This window comes from Planctomycetaceae bacterium (genome assembly GCA_041398825.1).
In the GTDB taxonomy this organism is placed as follows: domain Bacteria; phylum Planctomycetota; class Planctomycetia; order Planctomycetales; family Planctomycetaceae; genus F1-80-MAGs062.
Window position 1 is genome coordinate 31,312 of sequence record JAWKTX010000013.1, and the last position, 16,019, is coordinate 47,330.

The window sequence follows — 16,019 nt, forward strand, 5'->3', positions numbered from 1 at the left end:
CTCCAGTCTGACCCTTTCGCCAGTTGCATCGCTGATATTCGATCACTGGCAAAACAGGGCCAATTCGGCCACCATTCCGTCTTGTTGGTCGTCCAACATTACCCATTCCAATCCCTCTGCGCGAATTGGTGTTTGATCTGATCTGGCCCGTCTCCGCTGGTTCTCTTCAAGTCGCACACTTAGTTGCGCAGATCCTGCCACTTCCAGAAGGAAAATGCCGATGATGTGCCGAACGAAGCGACCTGCCAGAATTCTGATCACGATTGCGGCCAGTCTGGCCATTGTTCTGATTCCTGTTTCCGCGGTCCACGCCCAGAACAGCGAATCTGCGTCTGTCCCGACGATTCCTGCGGCAATTGATCTTCAGGATGGTGATACGCTTGTCTTTCTTGGAGACAGCATTACGCATCAAAGGCTCTACACGCAGTACGTTGAAGATTTCTTTTACACTCGCTTTCCTCATCGGCGGATTCGTTTTCACAACGCCGGGATTGGAGGCGCCAGAGCCTGGGATGCTCTTCAGAGAGTCAGTCGCGACGTGCTTGACTACAAGCCGCGTTACGTCACCGTTCTGCTTGGGATGAACGATGGAAGTTACCAGCCGTTCAATACCGACATCTTCAACACTTATCAGTCCGACATGCTGGAGTTGATTTCAAAACTTCGTGAGGGCGGAGCGATTCCAGTCCTGATGTCACCAACAATGTTCGATGCCCGAACCGGACGCCTGAAGAATCGCTGGGATGAAGCGATGCTGTCCCAGTACAACGCTGTGCTTGCCTACTATGGAAAGTGGTTGCAGCATCAGGCGATTGAGCAGGGTTTTTCCTTCGTTGACATGTTCGGTCTGCTGAACAAATTGACCATGGAACAACGAAAAGTCGACGGTAACTTCACACTCATCAGGGATGCGATTCATCCGGATGCCCCCGGACAACTGGTCATGGCCTACGCAATGATCGAGGATCTGGGGCTTCGTAAAGGATTGAGCAGCATTCGCGTCATGAACTTACCGAATGGAAAACTGCGAGTGGCCGGAACGGGCGGCAAAGCCAGTAATGCGGTCGCTACGGACGCCGGTGTGGAGTTTGACTGGCTGGCTGACGGGCTTCCATGGGTTGTTCCCGCCGAAGCCCAGCTGGGGGCCGATCTTACGAAACTTGGACATCGAGCGAGTCGAGAAGCGCTCATCGTTCCTCTGCTGCCAGCTGGAAACTACGAACTCAGCATCGACGGAACAGTCGTTGGCCAGTACTCACAGGCCCAGCTGGCCGGTGGGATTGAACTTCAGGGGAACAGCAAGACACCCCAGTACCAGCAGGCGATGAACGTGGCGATGCTGAACAAGACCCGAAACGAAGGTCCCGTTCGAGAACTCCGGGATGCCTGGCGAAGTTTCCAGACGTGGGCACGACAATCACGAGAACTGTCTAAGCAGCCTGGTAATGAACAAATGGCGAAGCAGGTCGCTGCCAGCAGGGAGAAAGTGGACGGTCTGGAGGCGGCCATTGTCGCAGCAGAAGCGGCGTCCGCAGAAATCGAAGCGAAGATCTACGAAGCGAATCAGCCTGTCTCGCGGCACTACAAACTCACGCGCGTCACGCCTGCAAAAAAATGACAGTCTTCATGTGCTGAAGATTCATTTTCAGGTCAGTACGATGCCTCATGCCTCTCGCGAAACGCACAGCGTTTTTCGGGCCCCTCGCATGATTCTCTGCGAGGGGCTTATCGTTTGCTGTTTGTTGGAGTGTGTTTTCCACGGGGGACTAAGGAACTGGGTGAACCTTCCATGCTGAATTCTTCGGAGTCGAATTCATTGCCGTCTGAAAGCGACGGGAAGGCTACCGCGAAGATTCGCGCGAACACCGGGCGATTGAAGATTCCGTTATTGATCTTTGTCGTTACCGCTATCGTCAGTGGCATCTGGTTTCTGGGAGAGGAACTAACCCTGAAGAAGCTGGCGTCGCGTGAAGCGGAGTTTCGACAGTTTCAGGCCAATCATCCGGCTTTGGTTTTTGTGGCGGCATTTTCTGTCTACGCAACAGTGGCCGGGCTGTCTCTGCCCGTCACGTCGGCAATGACATTGTTTTTTGCGTGGCTGTTCGGGTTTTGGCCCGGCATGCTGGTTGTCAGTTTCGGATCCACGGCCGGTGCAACGATTGCCTTTCTGCTCAGCCGTTACCTGCTTCGGGATGCTGTTTCCCGGCGTTTCGGTGATCGGCTGAAAGCTTTCAACGAATCGCTCAAAAAAGAGGGCCCGTTTTATCTGTTCACTTTGCGACTGATTCCGGCGGTTCCCTTTTTCGTAATCAATGCTGTTATGGGGCTGACATCGCTGCGAGCTCGCACGTTTTGGTGGGTCAGTCAGTTGGGGATGCTTCCGGGGACGGCCGTTTATGTATATGCCGGAGCCAGCGTTCCGGCGCTGCAAACTCTGGCTGATCAGGGTCTAAGAGCAATCTTCACACCCCGCCAGTTGACACAAATCCTGATGGCATTGGTCCTTCTGGGGACATCTCCCCTTCTTGTTCGACTCCTGATCCGCAGATTTTCACGGCCCGCCGTTCGGCCGTAAGAACTAAGTTTCGTATTTCCGTAATGGTTTCAGAACTTCGAAAGCCACCGTCGTGACATCGCCCGCCTCTTTGTTGCCTCGCGACGAATTTGACCTGCAGCTGGAAGCGAATGTGCGTCCCCGTGACTGGAAGAACCCAGTACCTTCGGGGCGTTATCATCTTGTGGTTATCGGCGCAGGGACGGCGGGACTGGTGACGGCTGCCGGAGCGGCAGGGTTGGGGGCCAGGGTTGCGTTGATCGAACGCGGACTGATGGGTGGTGACTGTCTGAATTCAGGCTGTGTGCCGTCGAAAGCAATCCTGAGTGCGGCGCGAGCTGCTGCCTCAGTCCGCAGGGCCGGTGAATTCGGAATTGACGTTCCGAAAGATGTTCCTGTCGATTTTGTGTCCACCATGCAGCGAATGCGACGGTTGCGGGCCGGAATCAGTCCCCATGATTCGGCTCAGCGTTTTCGCGATCTGGGGGTCGATGTGTTCTTCGGGGACGCTCGATTCGTCAGCTCAGACACGGTTGAGGTTGACGGTACTCATCTGAATTACAAGCGAGCCGTGATTGCCACCGGTGGCCGGGCCGCGATACCGCCCATTCCCGGTCTGGAGACCACCCGGTATCTGACGAACGAAACCCTGTTTTCACTGACGGAACTGCCACACCGTCTGGGAGTCATTGGTGCCGGGCCCATCGGTTGCGAGATGGCTCAGGCCTTTGCCCGCCTTGGTTCCGATGTCATTCTTGTGCACGCGGAACATGGGATTATGCCGCGTGAAGATCGTGACGCGACCCGCATTTTGCAGGCGTCGATGGGACGAGATGGAATCCGACTGGCTGGTTGCGGAAAGGATCTGCGAATCCGCAATGAAAACGGACCAGTCCTGAGCGTCGATTCGGTTCACACAAGATACGCACATTCGGTGGATGAATTGCTGATCTCTGCAGGACGAATACCGAATATCGAAAACCTGAATCTGGATGCCGTTGGTGTCGAGCATCACCAGAAAGGAGTGGTCGTTAACGACCGAATGCAGACAACGAACCCGATGATTTACGCGGCGGGCGACGTATGTTCGTCGTATCAATTCACCCATGCCGCCGACTTTATGGCTCGGATTGTTATTCAGAACGCATTGTTCAGGGGGCGGAAGAAATTGTCATCGCTGGTCATCCCATGGTGCACTTACACCAGCCCCGAAATTGCTCATGTCGGATTATCTGAACTTCAGGCTAAAGAACAGAATGTTGAAATCGATGTCTACATTCAGAAGTTCAGCGATGTCGATCGAGCTGTTCTGGACGGCGAAGACGAGGGCTTTGTGAAAGTACTTGCAAGAAAAGGAACAGATCAGATCGTTGGGGCTACGATTGTTGCTTCGCACGCCGGCGACATGATTTCCGAGATCACGCTCGCAATGACTCACGGCCTTGGGCTGGCAAAAATCGGCAACACGATCCACCCCTACCCCACGCAGGCCGATGCTATTCGCAAACTTGGCGACCAGTACAGCCGAACTCGCCTGACTCCCTTTGTCAAATTGCTCTTTCGGAAATGGCTCAGCTGGACGCGCTGAGCAAGTGTCCGAAGGATCACAGACCATTGCACGCTTTGGATCATTGAACGGCTGATTCTGCAAATCTTCCCATAGTCCGTTTCGCGGCCGCTTTCAGTCACCAGCGGTTGTTGTGATCGGATGCTGTTGTGCCAGGCTGTTATTGTGCCTGCAAGTGGGAAGCGTGCTGACTCTATTTGAGTCGTGGTAATTGTTTGAATAAACGTTAGGTCGTGGAACGGGATTCAATGTCAGGGAGCAACTGTTACCACCGCGCGACGGTAGCTGGAAAGAGCCGGAATCCCGTTGTCGATCACTTCCATGACGATGTGGATGGTTTGCATGCTGTCCACGGACGGCGCCATGAAACTGGTTTGCGTTCCATTGTCTGAACTCAGGATCACCTGACCGCGAAATGAGCCTGGTTCCGGGTAAACATACCAGTGGACAGAGATCGAATTTCCATCCGGGTCAATTGAGCCGGCGGCAGAAAACGTAACCCTTTCACCAGTCTTTGCGTGTAATTGAAGAATACGTTTCGACTGATCGGTATTGAGCGTCGCCATCGGGGCATGGTTTGCCTTTGTGAATGAATCTGCGACACACCAGTCCATGCGAGCGGCAAAGTCATTCTGCAAAGCGGCAGCCCAGCGCAGGACGGTGTTGTCTCGGTTGGTGGTACCATTCCATTTATCGGTCTGGTTGGCCCAGTAATAGTCTTTCCCCGGAAATCCTTCGTTGTGCCCGTAGCGACCGCCCCAGCTTCCCCACGTCGGTTCCAGCGGATCATTCATTCCCGTTGGCAGCAGATACAGGAACATCATGGTGTCTCCCTCCTTCTGCCTGAGTCCGGTATTAACCGGATAGAGTTGGCCCAGTGGCCCATGGTCCTGACGCACATCGCGTTCGATATCGAAGCCACCGGCTGTGGCAGTCAGAGCTGAAAAACGATGGTACCACCGTTTGCCATCGCGGGGCGGGTGAGACGCGTTGAGCCAGAAGGGAAACGGCGGTGCAACATTCGTCGTATGTTCACCGAACTTATCTGCAGAACTAAGTCTGAGTCGGCTCTTGAATTTTTCATAGCCATCGCGGCCACGTTCACGGAGCACACGATCCAGGGCCCGCTTCAGGCAACTTTCCGCCGCTCCGTTATCGGTGCCCCAGTTACTAAACCAGACGGGTTCCGGGTCATCTGCATCGACAGCCCGGATAATCAGCTGCACGCCATGGTCCACGTCGTCATACCCGGCAACGGTTCGACTCAGCAGCAGATCCGGTTCGGGGAATCCATCGTCGTGGCGCAAAAGGTTTGGATAGCATTTTCCGTACGCATTGATGTGGGCACGGACAATGCCGAGGCCATCACGTACAGGATTCCTGTTTTCACCTTCTCTCGCCTTAGGACGATTCGCAATGATGCCTTCGATGTTGAATTGATTGGCGTAGAGCAGCAGTCGGACAAGTGACTGTTCGTCATCCGGATCGCCTCCCGCATCTGTTTCGACGATCAGTCGAAGCCGAGGTTCGGTGGCATCGGCTACGCTGCCTGACAACTGTGTTGCGGCCACCGGGATCAGAAGAAAGCAGACAGAGATGAACAGCAGACGCAATCGATCAAAACGCATGGGATTTCATCCTGACTGTCTTCAAACAAGAATCTCTTTCACGACATGCCCGTGCACATTTGTCAGGCGGCGTTGAATTCCGTTGTGATAGAATGTCAATCGCTCGTGATCAATGCCAAGAAGATGCAGCACAGTGGCGTGCAGGTCGTAAGTCGTGACAGGGTTTTCGATGGCCGTGTAGCCGATTTCATCCGTCGCGCCGAAAGCGAATCCGGGTTTCAGTCCACCACCGGCAAGCACGTTTGTGAATCCTTCGGGATGATGATCCCGTCCTTTGCTAAGGGTACCTTTGGCCGCCTGAGCGTACGGTGTGCGACCGAACTCGGTCGTGATCATGACGATCGTGGAATCCAGCAGGTTGCGTTGACGCAGATCTCGAATCAGTCCGGCAACGGGACGATCAATCCGCAGGGCTTCTCCGGTGTGGCTCTTGTAACCGTTTCCAGTGATATCGCCGTGAGCATCCCACGAAACGCCATCGCCGGTCCACAACTGCACGGTTCGTACACCACGTTCGATCAAGCGTCTGGCTGCCAGGCAATTGCGGGCGGTATCACGGCACTCTTTACGGTCAAGTCCGTAGAGTTTTCGGATATGCTTCGGTTCGCTACTGAAGTCCATGGCTTCGGGGATTTCTGCCTGCATTCTGGCTGCCAGTTCGTAGCTGCGAATACGAGCGGTCAGCAGATCCTGATGGACGTGCTGTTCCAGGTGCCGGGTGTTTAGCTGAGCCAGCAACTCCAGTCGCTCGCGCTGTGCGTCGGCGTCCAGTCCACTGGCTGGCTGGAGATCGAGAATTGGGGGACCACCTCTGGTATTGAACGGAACTCCCTGGTGCTCGGCGGGCAGAAAGCCACTGCTCCAGTTGAATGAACCGCCAGCCGCATTAGGAATGCCTCGGACATCCGGCAACACGACAAAACTCGGCAGGTTGTCGCTCAGATTACCCAGCCCATAGGATAGCCATGAGCCCATCGCCGGGAATCCCATTTGTCGAAAGCCAGTGTTGGCCTGAAAGATACCCGGAATATGGTTCGCCGTTTCCGCGACCATGGAATTGATGACAGTCAGCTCATCGGCAACCTCGTTCAGTTGCGGAAACAGTTCTGACATCCACAAGCCGCTTTCGCCCCGCTGCCTGAAGGGGTAATGCGACTTGTGAAGTCGGCCCGCTTTACCCATGAACGGGTCTGCTGTGCCGAATTCCCTGGGCAGCTCTTTGTTATGATACTTTTCGAGGTTTGGCTTGTAGTCGAACGAATCGACCTGACTCAAACCGCCCCCCAGGAAGATATGAATGACATGTTTTGCCTTTGCCGGATGGTGCAACCCTTTCGTGCCAGGCGAATCGCCCTGTACCGTTCCGTCTCGCACGAACAAATCGACCGCCGCGATGCGTGCGACGCCGAGGGAAGCATGGGACAGAAAGTTTCTGCGCGTTGAATCAGCCGAGGCCATATTGGGTTCACTCCACAAACAGAAACTCATTGGTATTCAGCAACACCAGACCTAGTTGGTCCAGGCCGCGTTTCTCGGCGAAATCCCCGGACAGTTCCAATTCCATAGGCTGAGGTGTTCTGCCGAAGGTCCTTCGATACATTCGAACGACCTGTTGTTCGAGCCTTCCGCCTGCTTCGCGCTGAGTCTGTTTTGCCAGTTCCGCTGCACACTGTTCCACAAATCGGCTGTTCAGCAGCGACAGCGACTGCACCGGCGTAATCGTCTGCGGTCGCCGTGGAAGCATGACGGACGGATCGGGGCAGTCGAGCGATTCCAGCAGGGGATTGTTGCCGCTCCTCGCCCAGAGTCGGTAAATCGTTCGTCGATTGACCTCCTCATTGAATTCACCTGTCGGATCGGTGAATTCGTGGTTGTTGCCAAGCTTTACTGCCACATCTCGAAAGCCTGGACCGCCCTGTTTGCGATTCAGCGCGCCGCTGACCGCCAGCATGGCATCGCGCGTCGACTCCCCATCAAGTCGCCGTGCGTTGGCTCGCCACAACAGCCGATTGTCGGCGTCTGTTTCCTGAGCCGCCGGATTGCGCACATTGGATGCCTGTCGCCATGTGGCCGATGTAACGATCAGACGGTGAAGAGGTTTGATCTTCCAGCCTTCGGAAACAAACTTCTGTGCCAGCCAGTCAAGCAGTTCCGGATGGGAGGGGCGTCCGCCGGCAAAGCCGAAATCACTGGGCGTGTCGACGATGCCCTGACCGAAATGATAATGCCACAGCCGATTCACCAGCACGCGCGAAGTCAGTGGGTTGCGTGCGTCGGTGACCCACGTGGCCAGTTTCGTCCGACGATCGGCTTCCGGTGCATCAGGGCTCAGGCCAAATTCTGCTGGTAAGCCGGCACGTGAAAGCGAATCCAAACCGGCGGGCGAAACCACATCGCCCGGATTCCGATAGTCTCCTCGAGCCAGCACATGAAACACGGGCGGCTGAACCGGAATGATCACATGGGCCACGCCATCAAACGGCACAGCAGGCTCCGCCATTTCCAGACGCTGAAGCTCCTGACGCAGTTGTTGAAACCGTGAACGCTCGCCGGCCGATGCGCGGACGAACAATTCTTCCAGTGATTCGCCTGCACGAACGTCACGAGATCCTGATGCAAAGTTGCGAGCGACCTGGTTTGCCGGCAACGCTTTGTTGTACAGCCCGATGAAATGCAGTTTTCCTTCCCAACGGCGATTGCCCGTTAACTCATCGCCGAGCGCCAGTTGAAAAGTATCGTCCCAGTTGGAAAGGTCACCACCAAACTGTCGTTCGGCAACGTGTTTCCCATCGACGTAGCAACTCACATTTCCGGACAAGTCAAATGTATACACAACGTGAGTCTTCTGTGTCGTCACTGTCCCGTTGGGAGTGGTCAGCGAAGGCAGGCCGTTCTGATCTGTTTTTGTGGTGCGGAATCGCAGATCAAAACGATTGCCATCCTGACCAAAAGTAAAGTTTCGCCGGGCAGAATCTTTCGACAGGGTTACGATTCTCGCCGGGCCGCTTTGTTTGTCCTTTGCCGGAGTGAGCCACACTTCGATTGAAAACTCGTTTGTTGTCTTTGCCGCTGTGACTAATCGGGTGGCTGGTCCCGTTGAGGCAAACGCATGCTGGCCGCCACTGACAAGATTGAGCGGCGGATCCACGCGGCTTTGATCGGGCAGTGACTGTCCGATCGTTTCGTCCGGCAGGTACAGAATCTGTAGCCCTTCGATCGGATTCCCTGCGCCGGAATCTCCGTACTTATCACGTACGAGCTTTTCGTGGATTGTAAGTTCACGGCGGAGGGTGTCGCGTCTGTTTGTCCATAGGCGATAGGCTTCACTGTCTGGTCGCGCGGTGATGCCCTGTCGCTCTTTTTCCTGTTGTGTAACACCGCCCAGTGCCGCGGCCAGTTGGTAATATTCACGCTGCGAAATGGGATCAAACTTATGATCATGGCAGCGAGCGCAATTGGTGGTCAGGCCAAGGAAAGACTGTCCAAACGCCGCAACCAGATCTTCCAGGTCATCCTGTCGCACGGCCTTTCGCATTTCGGGCGAACCTTCGTTGTGCCCAACCTGATCCCAGGTGCCACAGACTAGAAAACCCGTCGCCAGCAGCGCGTCAAGATCATCAGGATACAGCACATCGCCCGCAATTTGTTGACGCACAAACTCGTCGTATGGCAAATCGTTATTCAAGGCATTGATGACCCAGTCGCGATACCGCCATGCGTTTTCGCGAATACGATTCCGTTCAAAGCCCTGACTCTCACCGAAGCGAATCACGTCTAGCCAGTGCCTGGCCCAGCGTTCACCGTAGTGAGGTGACTGCAGTAATCGATCCACCACTGCTGTGTATGCTTCGGGATGATCTCCAAAGGTCGCCAGGTCAATTTCAATATCGAAGAGCTCCTCCTTCAGTTTGCCGTTTTCCTCCTTCAGCAGCGGAGGCAAACCAATCAGGTCAAAATATAATCGCCGCAGCAATGTTCGACCGTCAGCCTGTTCCGAGGGGGCAAGCTGTTTTGATTCCAGTTTTGCAAGCACGAATCGGTCCAGCTCATTTCGGGGCCAGCTGGCATCGCTCACGTTTGGCACGGCTGGACTTGTAACTGGCTGCAGCGACCACCAGTCATAGCCACCACGATCCTGGGTCGAGAAACGAAACGGATCGATTGGATCAGATCCCCACCTGGCCCCGTCTGCGATCCATTTTCTCAACAGCTCTTTTTCGCTGCTCGGCAAGTGTTCCTTTGGCGGCATCTCGTCAGCATCAATCCGCTGCCAAAGCAGGCTGCCCTGCGGATTGCCCGGAAGAATTGCCGCTCCGCTTTCACCACCGGCCATCGCATCGGCAGAACGCGACAGATTCAGCCCACCTTCGTTCGTTGAGCTATTGTGACAATTCAGGCATCGCCGAACGAGCAGTGGGGCAACCTCATTGTCAAAATGCCCCCCAGGCTCGCCGCCAATCGCGGTTTCTGTATGAAGCAGCAATACAACGATGCAAAAGAATAATCTCGAAATGAACGCCACACATGATGCGAGGTGAGGTTCCGACTGTTGGTCATCGTGAATGGCATGCCGTAAACGTTCACTCCCTGTTCTCGGGGCGTTCCAAATTCCGGTTGTGATGGTAGTCGTCACCATGTGATGCCCTGATCGGTGCAACGAAAGATTATGTAAAGGCCTGATAAGCGGAATTCGTTCCGGACAATTTATGAGCGATGCTCGAATCGCATGTTGGGAGACAGAGAAGTCGGTGTCTCCGTAAAATGAAGGACTCCCGTCACCATTGTTCAGAAAAGAAGGCCGTTTTGCACGGCTCCGTTCCATCATGGAGTGCGGAATCGCGACTTTGATTTGCGTGTCCGGATCTGTTTTCGACTGACACAAGACAGTGGATCTGGAAATGACGTCCCGGAAAATGGCTGCGTTTACTGAAGCGTCAACAGCGCACCCTGACAGCTGGAACCAGCTCCTGCAGTGCAGCCGTAACAGTGCCGACCCACCGAAATGGGTTGGTCTGACAGCAGGTTGGCTTTGTATTCACGGATATGCATTCCTGATGCTGTCGATATCGGGAGATCAAGCATCTGATTGAAGTCGCAATCGAAGAGATATCCCTGCCAGTCTACTGAAAGTGTTGTGCGACACATCAGTTCCTCCAAAGCGTCGGGGTTGAAGGAATTGACCAGTAACTGCATGTAGTGCTCATAACGCCCGCTGGTCAGCAGGTCATCCAGGAAGCGGCTGATTGGCATATTTGTAATGGCATACAGATGATTGAATCTGATGTCGTAACGATCTTTCAATTGTTGCCGGTAACTTTGTTCAAGCTTCCTCTGGTCTGGCGGCAGAATCGCGCCGACGGGATTATAGACAAGTGACAGTGTCAGGTTCCCTGGATCTGCTGCGTAGCCCATACGATTCAGAATCTGAAGAGCCTGAACAGATTTCTGAAAGACTCCTTCACCACGCTGCGTATCGCAGTTTTCCTCCAGGTAACAGGGCAGTGATGCCACAACCTCAACTTCGTGTTGAGCGAGGAATTCCGGAAGATGCGTATATCCGGGGGCCGTCAGGATGGTCAGATTGCATCGATCAGTCACTCGGCAATTTCTGCTCCGCACTTCGCTCACAAACCATTCGAAGTGCGGATTCATTTCCGGTGCACCGCCAGTCAGGTCGACAGTCTCGATGGAACCTTCATCGATAACTCGAAGGCAGTGTTCAAAGACTTCTTTGCTCATCAATTCTCGCCGATCCGGCCCGGCGTCAACATGGCAATGTCGGCAAGTTTGGTTGCACAGTTTTCCCACATTCACCTGAAGTGTTCTTAAGGTGGATCGACGCAGAGCGGGGACGGAGTGTATTTCAAGTGTTGACTGAAATTCAGGGATAGTGTCCGAGTGACAAGTTGCGAGGATTTCTCTCTGTCTCGCCGCATCGGCCAGTGGGTGGCCTTGTCTGAGCAGCGTCAATGATGCCATGGTCATGTCCGGGGGTAAGATAATTCTGGCTGGATTTGCGATGAGCTGACGTCCAAAGTCCTGGGTGAAAAGCTTTCAAGGAATTGAAGGAACTCGTAAATTGTGTTTAGCAGCACGGTTCATCCATGTTGTCGCAATTCGAATTTGATTCCACGGTTGCTCGATAGTCTGCGCCTTTTGTTTCGGATGCTGTTCTGAGTTTCTGGCGTTTACAGTCGTACGGCGCTGCGTCTTCTGTGCGAATACTGATTCGTGGTTCAACGGGTTCGAAGAGTCCATTGTAGGGAGCACGCTGAAGCAGCTGGAATGTTTTGTCGCAAACTGCCATTCGCTGGCCCCGCACGTAAACATGGCCGTCATCATCTTCCACCCGACGAAACGGACCCTTATAAATCACCGCCTGGTTGCGTTCCAGACAGGGCCCCTGTTTGCCCTTCCACGCGACAACAGTGATGGACCGGAATTCGATGCCTTCGACGGTTTGCCAGGGTTCCGTCTGGCGCTTCGCAATGGAGATGCCATGGAAGCCTGCATCGGCAAACGCCTGAAGAAACAGGTCTTCCCGGAATGCTCCGGACAGGCACCCTGACCACAGATATCCATCCTTCTGCATGTGATCAGGGACAATTTCGTCGCTGACAATATCGCTGATCACTGCCCGTCCGCCACGTTTGAGGACGCGAAAAATTTCTCTGAATAGCTGATGACGGTCCTGCTGTCGTACCAGGTTCAGAACGCAATTTGAAACGACGCAGTCGGCGGAATCACTGGCAATCAGCGGTTGTTCTGTTCGAAGTTGTTCTTCCTGAGTGCGCTGATTCAGCCAGGCGGCCGAACTGTTGACAGGCTGATGCTGAAGTCGCTCATTCAGCAATTGAAGGTCGAGTTGCAGATCCTGGATCATTCCGTAGCGGAAGTCGACGTTGGAATAGCCAATCTCCTCTGCAATCTGATGCTGATATTTGCGAGCGAGTTCCAGCATATCGCTGTTACAGTCTACACCAATCACGCGCCCCCCGGGGCCAACGACCTGTGACATGATGTAGCAAAGTTTGCCGGCACCTGAACCCAGATCGATAACGGTGTCACCCGCGTCGACCCAGACACTTGGATCGCCGCATCCATAGTCCTTGTCGATGATCTCCTGCGGTATCACTTCCAGATATTGTCCGGAATACTGAATCGGACAGCACAGTTGCGGCTCCACTTTTCTTGAGGCAGCTGCGTACCGCTCATACACGGCCGCTTCGGGGGGTGAATTCGACGCGGGCAAAGATTCCTGCATGCTGACTTCCATTGCTGATGACCCATGCTGAACACCTGGGCAAATGTGAGTTCAGTGATCAGGATAGGAAACGTCTTCCTGCTGGGAAAGCAGGCGGGCATCATTCACGCAGATCTTTATCGGCAGGGATCCGGCTGATTACCGTCGCGAAAGCACGCCATTCCCGCGCGAAACAGCAGCTTGCCACGAAAGGATGCGGGTTCTGTTCCGACGTGATTTGCTCGATGGTGTCTGCGCAGGCTTCAGGATGGTGACGCGTTTATCAGGGTAATACGGTTTCGGCCCGGGCATTTCCTGACAATTGAGTATTGTTTAGTCGATGACATAAAGCGGCGAATCGTTCGTCGTCCCTGACTGGATACAAATCAGGTTGCTTTTCGATCAGAAACGAATCCTGAAGTCCATCAGCGACGGCTTTGTTTAAAGCGGCGATTGCGGCATCCAGCAATTCTGTCCTGGCATCGTCATCGGCATACCGATACAGTTGGGCCAGTGCACGGGCAATGTCCAGATGCAGGTCGGCATCTTTGGCGTCGCCAGCGGACAACTCTTCGATCAGGGCCTGAGCTGCCATGGCATTGCCCATTCGGGCTTCTGTCAGCATCAGGTTGACACTGTTGTTTTTGTCATCACTGACAGCCAGCATTTCTGATCTGACAACACGAGAGCGTTCCAGCAGCACGGTCGCTTCGTCTGTCTGGTTTTGCAGATCTCTGGCGGTAGCCAGATAGTACAAACCATGCCCAAAGCTGCGTTTGTAGTCCGCATTCTTCGGATCGGCTTCGTAGAGCGTTTCGCTGAGCAGCAGAGATTCTGCCATCGCGGCGGCACCCTGATCCACCCTGCCCACCCGCACCATATACTGACCAAAATTCCTTAAATGCCGCGCGAGCTGGTCTTTTGCATTTAAATCATCGGGATTGTCCTCAACTGAAGTTCTTCGATCTTCAATCACAGCCAGATACACGGGGACGGCCTGTTCTGCTTTACCCAGCGTGCACAAAATATTTGCCTGGCTGGAACGAGCAATATCGCTGCTCTGACTAAAGAACTGTCGAATCAGGGGGATTCGGTTGGCTGGCTGTTGTTTCACCCAGTCGGCGTCATTCTGGATGTCATCAAGAATGGCCTGACACACATCGCCGGCCTCCGAAAAATACTCAGAGGCCTGATCCAGTTGCCCCAGCTTTTTGGCCCCGCTCCCCAGTTCACGCAGCGTTCCCTGCAATGGGACTGCAACTTCGAATTTTACCGGGCCGGGAACCGTCGCGGTGGGGTCGGACAGGGGGTGGGCGATAATGTCACGCAGTTCGGCGAGTGCTTCCTGCAGTAATTTTTCCTTGCTGGCTGGATCACCCGTCACGCGTTCTCGTAGTGGAGCCCATTCGAGACAGATCATCGCAAGATTGTAGCGGGTGGCATCAATTCGGCCCTTTTCAAGAATTCGCTGCTGTGCCACTTCGTAGATTTTTTCGAATGTTACATTCGCTTCTTCCAGCTTATCGAGACTTAGCCAGGCTTTGGCAATTTTGAAACGAATCGTCATCAGCGTCGGAATTGCCTCCCCCCTGATGCCGCCTACGAGCGCCAGATCCAGTTCATTACAACGCTTTTCGACCATTTTCAGCAGATCGATTCGAAGCTCCGTGGTTCCTGCTTCCTTCGCGATGCGGTCATCAACTTCGGTGATGATCAGCTGAATATTTTCCAAAGCTTTCTTTGCCTGTGATTCGGCCAGTTGCTGATTCTTTTCCGCCTGCAATTGGGCTTCGTGAGCCAACAATCGCTGCCGTTCAGCTTCCTGCTGTTCTTTGATCGCATTTTCTTCGTTGGCGATAGCGATTGCTCGCTGTTCTTCGGCAATCCTGCGTTGGTTTTCGGCTTCCTGCTGCTGTTCAATGGCTTTCTGTTCGTTGGCAACGGCGATCGTCCGTTGTTCTTCTGCAATACCACGCTGGGTGTTGGCGTTATCGCGTTCTTCCTGCGCGTTGTCGCGTTCTGTGGCGATGATGGCGGCCTGCGCCGAAGTGGTCGACCACGCCCACGTGGAAATCAGAGCGGTTGCCATCAGCAAAACACCGGCCAGCATCGATGGAATTGCCACGGTTGGGTTTCGCCTGCACCAACGAACAGCGCGTTCCAGCTTGCTGATGGGGCGTGCCAGAATTGGTTCGCCATTCAGGAATCGCTGCAGGTCGTCGGCCATTTCCTGGCAACTACCGTAACGCGCCGCCGCGTCTTTCTGCAGAGACTTCATGCAAATGGTTTCGAGGTCGACAGGAACACTCGGCTGCATGTCTCTGGGAGTGACAGGATCGTTGTTGATCACCTGCATTACGGTTTCGATCGCACTATCGGTCAGAAACGGCGGTCGACCGGTTAGCATCTGGTACAGGATGGCTCCCAGCGAATACAGATCAGACCGGGGAGTCACCGACGACAATTCTCCTCGGGCCTGTTCGGGGGGCATGTAGCTTGGACTGCCCATGACGGTCCCGTCACTGGTGTCGGTGGATCCCTCTGTATCTACTTTTTTGGCGAGGCCAAAGTCTGTGATTTTGAGGGAACCATCGGTTCCGATCAGTACGTTGGCGGGCTTCAGGTCCCGATGCAGGATATTGTTATTGTGCGCGTACTGCATGGTTTCGCACAGGCGATGCGCAATTTCGGCGGCCTGCCGCGGAGTTCGTGGCTGTCGCACCAGCTCTTTTTGCAGGTCTGTTCCGTCGACGAACTCCAGGGAAAAATACGGCAAATTCTGATGTTCACCGATGTCAAAGATCTGCACGATGCCGGGATGCTGCAGGTGAGCGACAGCGCGGGCTTCGGCCACAAAACGCTTGAGCGCGTCAGCACTGGAATACTTGCCGGCAAGGATCATCTTTAAAGCGACAACACGATTCAGCTTGCGGTGGCGGGCTTTATACACCACGCCCATGCCGCCCCGACCCAGTTCGCTCAACACGATGTAGTCGCCAACGACTCGTGAATTCACCGCATGATGCC

The 16,019-nt window shown here is 54.4% G+C and carries 9 protein-coding genes; 3 read left to right on the forward strand and 6 right to left on the reverse strand.

Going from position 1 to position 16,019, the window contains the following annotated elements:
• Positions 1-220: 220 nt before the first annotated feature.
• From R3C20_21010 to R3C20_21020, 3 genes are all read left to right on the forward strand, one after another.
• The gene (locus R3C20_21010) at positions 221-1,618 is read left to right on the forward strand and encodes an SGNH/GDSL hydrolase family protein (GenBank protein MEZ6042990.1); all 1,398 of its coding nucleotides are present in this window, start codon (positions 221-223) and stop codon (positions 1,616-1,618) included.
• Positions 1,619-1,789: 171 nt separating this feature from the next.
• Positions 1,790-2,575 carry a TVP38/TMEM64 family protein gene (locus R3C20_21015; protein MEZ6042991.1) on the forward strand — a complete coding sequence of 262 codons (786 nt, stop codon included), beginning with the start codon at positions 1,790-1,792 and terminating at the stop codon, positions 2,573-2,575.
• A gap of 52 nt (positions 2,576-2,627) precedes the next feature.
• The gene (locus R3C20_21020) at positions 2,628-4,142 is read left to right on the forward strand and encodes a mercuric reductase (protein MEZ6042992.1); all 1,515 of its coding nucleotides are present in this window, start codon (positions 2,628-2,630) and stop codon (positions 4,140-4,142) included.
• Positions 4,143-4,372: 230 nt separating this feature from the next.
• Here R3C20_21020 and R3C20_21025 read toward each other — a convergent pair whose 3' ends face one another.
• The 6 genes from R3C20_21025 to R3C20_21050 form a co-directional block, all read right to left on the reverse strand.
• Positions 4,373-5,749 carry a DUF1593 domain-containing protein gene (locus tag R3C20_21025; GenBank protein ID MEZ6042993.1) on the reverse strand — a complete coding sequence of 459 codons (1,377 nt, stop codon included), beginning with the start codon at positions 5,747-5,749 and terminating at the stop codon, positions 4,373-4,375.
• 21 nt (positions 5,750-5,770) lie between these two features.
• Positions 5,771-7,207 (reverse strand): DUF1501 domain-containing protein, encoded by a 1,437-nt coding sequence (locus tag R3C20_21030; protein MEZ6042994.1) that lies wholly within the window; start codon positions 7,205-7,207, stop codon positions 5,771-5,773.
• Positions 7,208-7,214: 7 nt separating this feature from the next.
• Complete coding sequence (locus R3C20_21035; protein ID MEZ6042995.1) at positions 7,215-10,232, reverse strand: DUF1553 domain-containing protein; 3,018 nt, start codon at positions 10,230-10,232, stop codon at positions 7,215-7,217.
• Positions 10,233-10,672: 440 nt separating this feature from the next.
• On the reverse strand, positions 10,673-11,734 hold the full coding sequence (arsS, locus tag R3C20_21040; protein ID MEZ6042996.1) for an arsenosugar biosynthesis radical SAM protein ArsS: 1,062 nt from the start codon (positions 11,732-11,734) through the stop codon (positions 10,673-10,675).
• A gap of 100 nt (positions 11,735-11,834) precedes the next feature.
• Positions 11,835-13,013 carry a methyltransferase domain-containing protein gene (locus R3C20_21045; GenBank protein ID MEZ6042997.1) on the reverse strand — a complete coding sequence of 393 codons (1,179 nt, stop codon included), beginning with the start codon at positions 13,011-13,013 and terminating at the stop codon, positions 11,835-11,837.
• Between the two features lie 262 nt (positions 13,014-13,275).
• Positions 13,276-16,008, reverse strand: a complete 2,733-nt coding sequence (locus R3C20_21050) for a protein kinase (protein ID MEZ6042998.1) — start codon at positions 16,006-16,008, stop codon at positions 13,276-13,278.
• Positions 16,009-16,019 lie beyond the last annotated feature (11 nt).

Coding starts and splice junctions, on each gene's coding strand:
- R3C20_21025 (MEZ6042993.1), bottom strand. CDS start 5,749: ATGCGTTTTGATCGATTGCGTCTGCTGTTCATCTCTGTCTGCTTTCTT.
- R3C20_21030 (MEZ6042994.1), bottom strand. CDS start 7,207: ATGGCCTCGGCTGATTCAACGCGCAGAAACTTTCTGTCCCATGCTTCC.
- R3C20_21015 (MEZ6042991.1), top strand. CDS start 1,790: ATGCTGAATTCTTCGGAGTCGAATTCATTGCCGTCTGAAAGCGACGGG.
- R3C20_21045 (MEZ6042997.1), bottom strand. CDS start 13,013: ATGCAGGAATCTTTGCCCGCGTCGAATTCACCCCCCGAAGCGGCCGTG.
- R3C20_21010 (MEZ6042990.1), top strand. CDS start 221: ATGATGTGCCGAACGAAGCGACCTGCCAGAATTCTGATCACGATTGCG.
- arsS (MEZ6042996.1), bottom strand. CDS start 11,734: ATGACCATGGCATCATTGACGCTGCTCAGACAAGGCCACCCACTGGCC.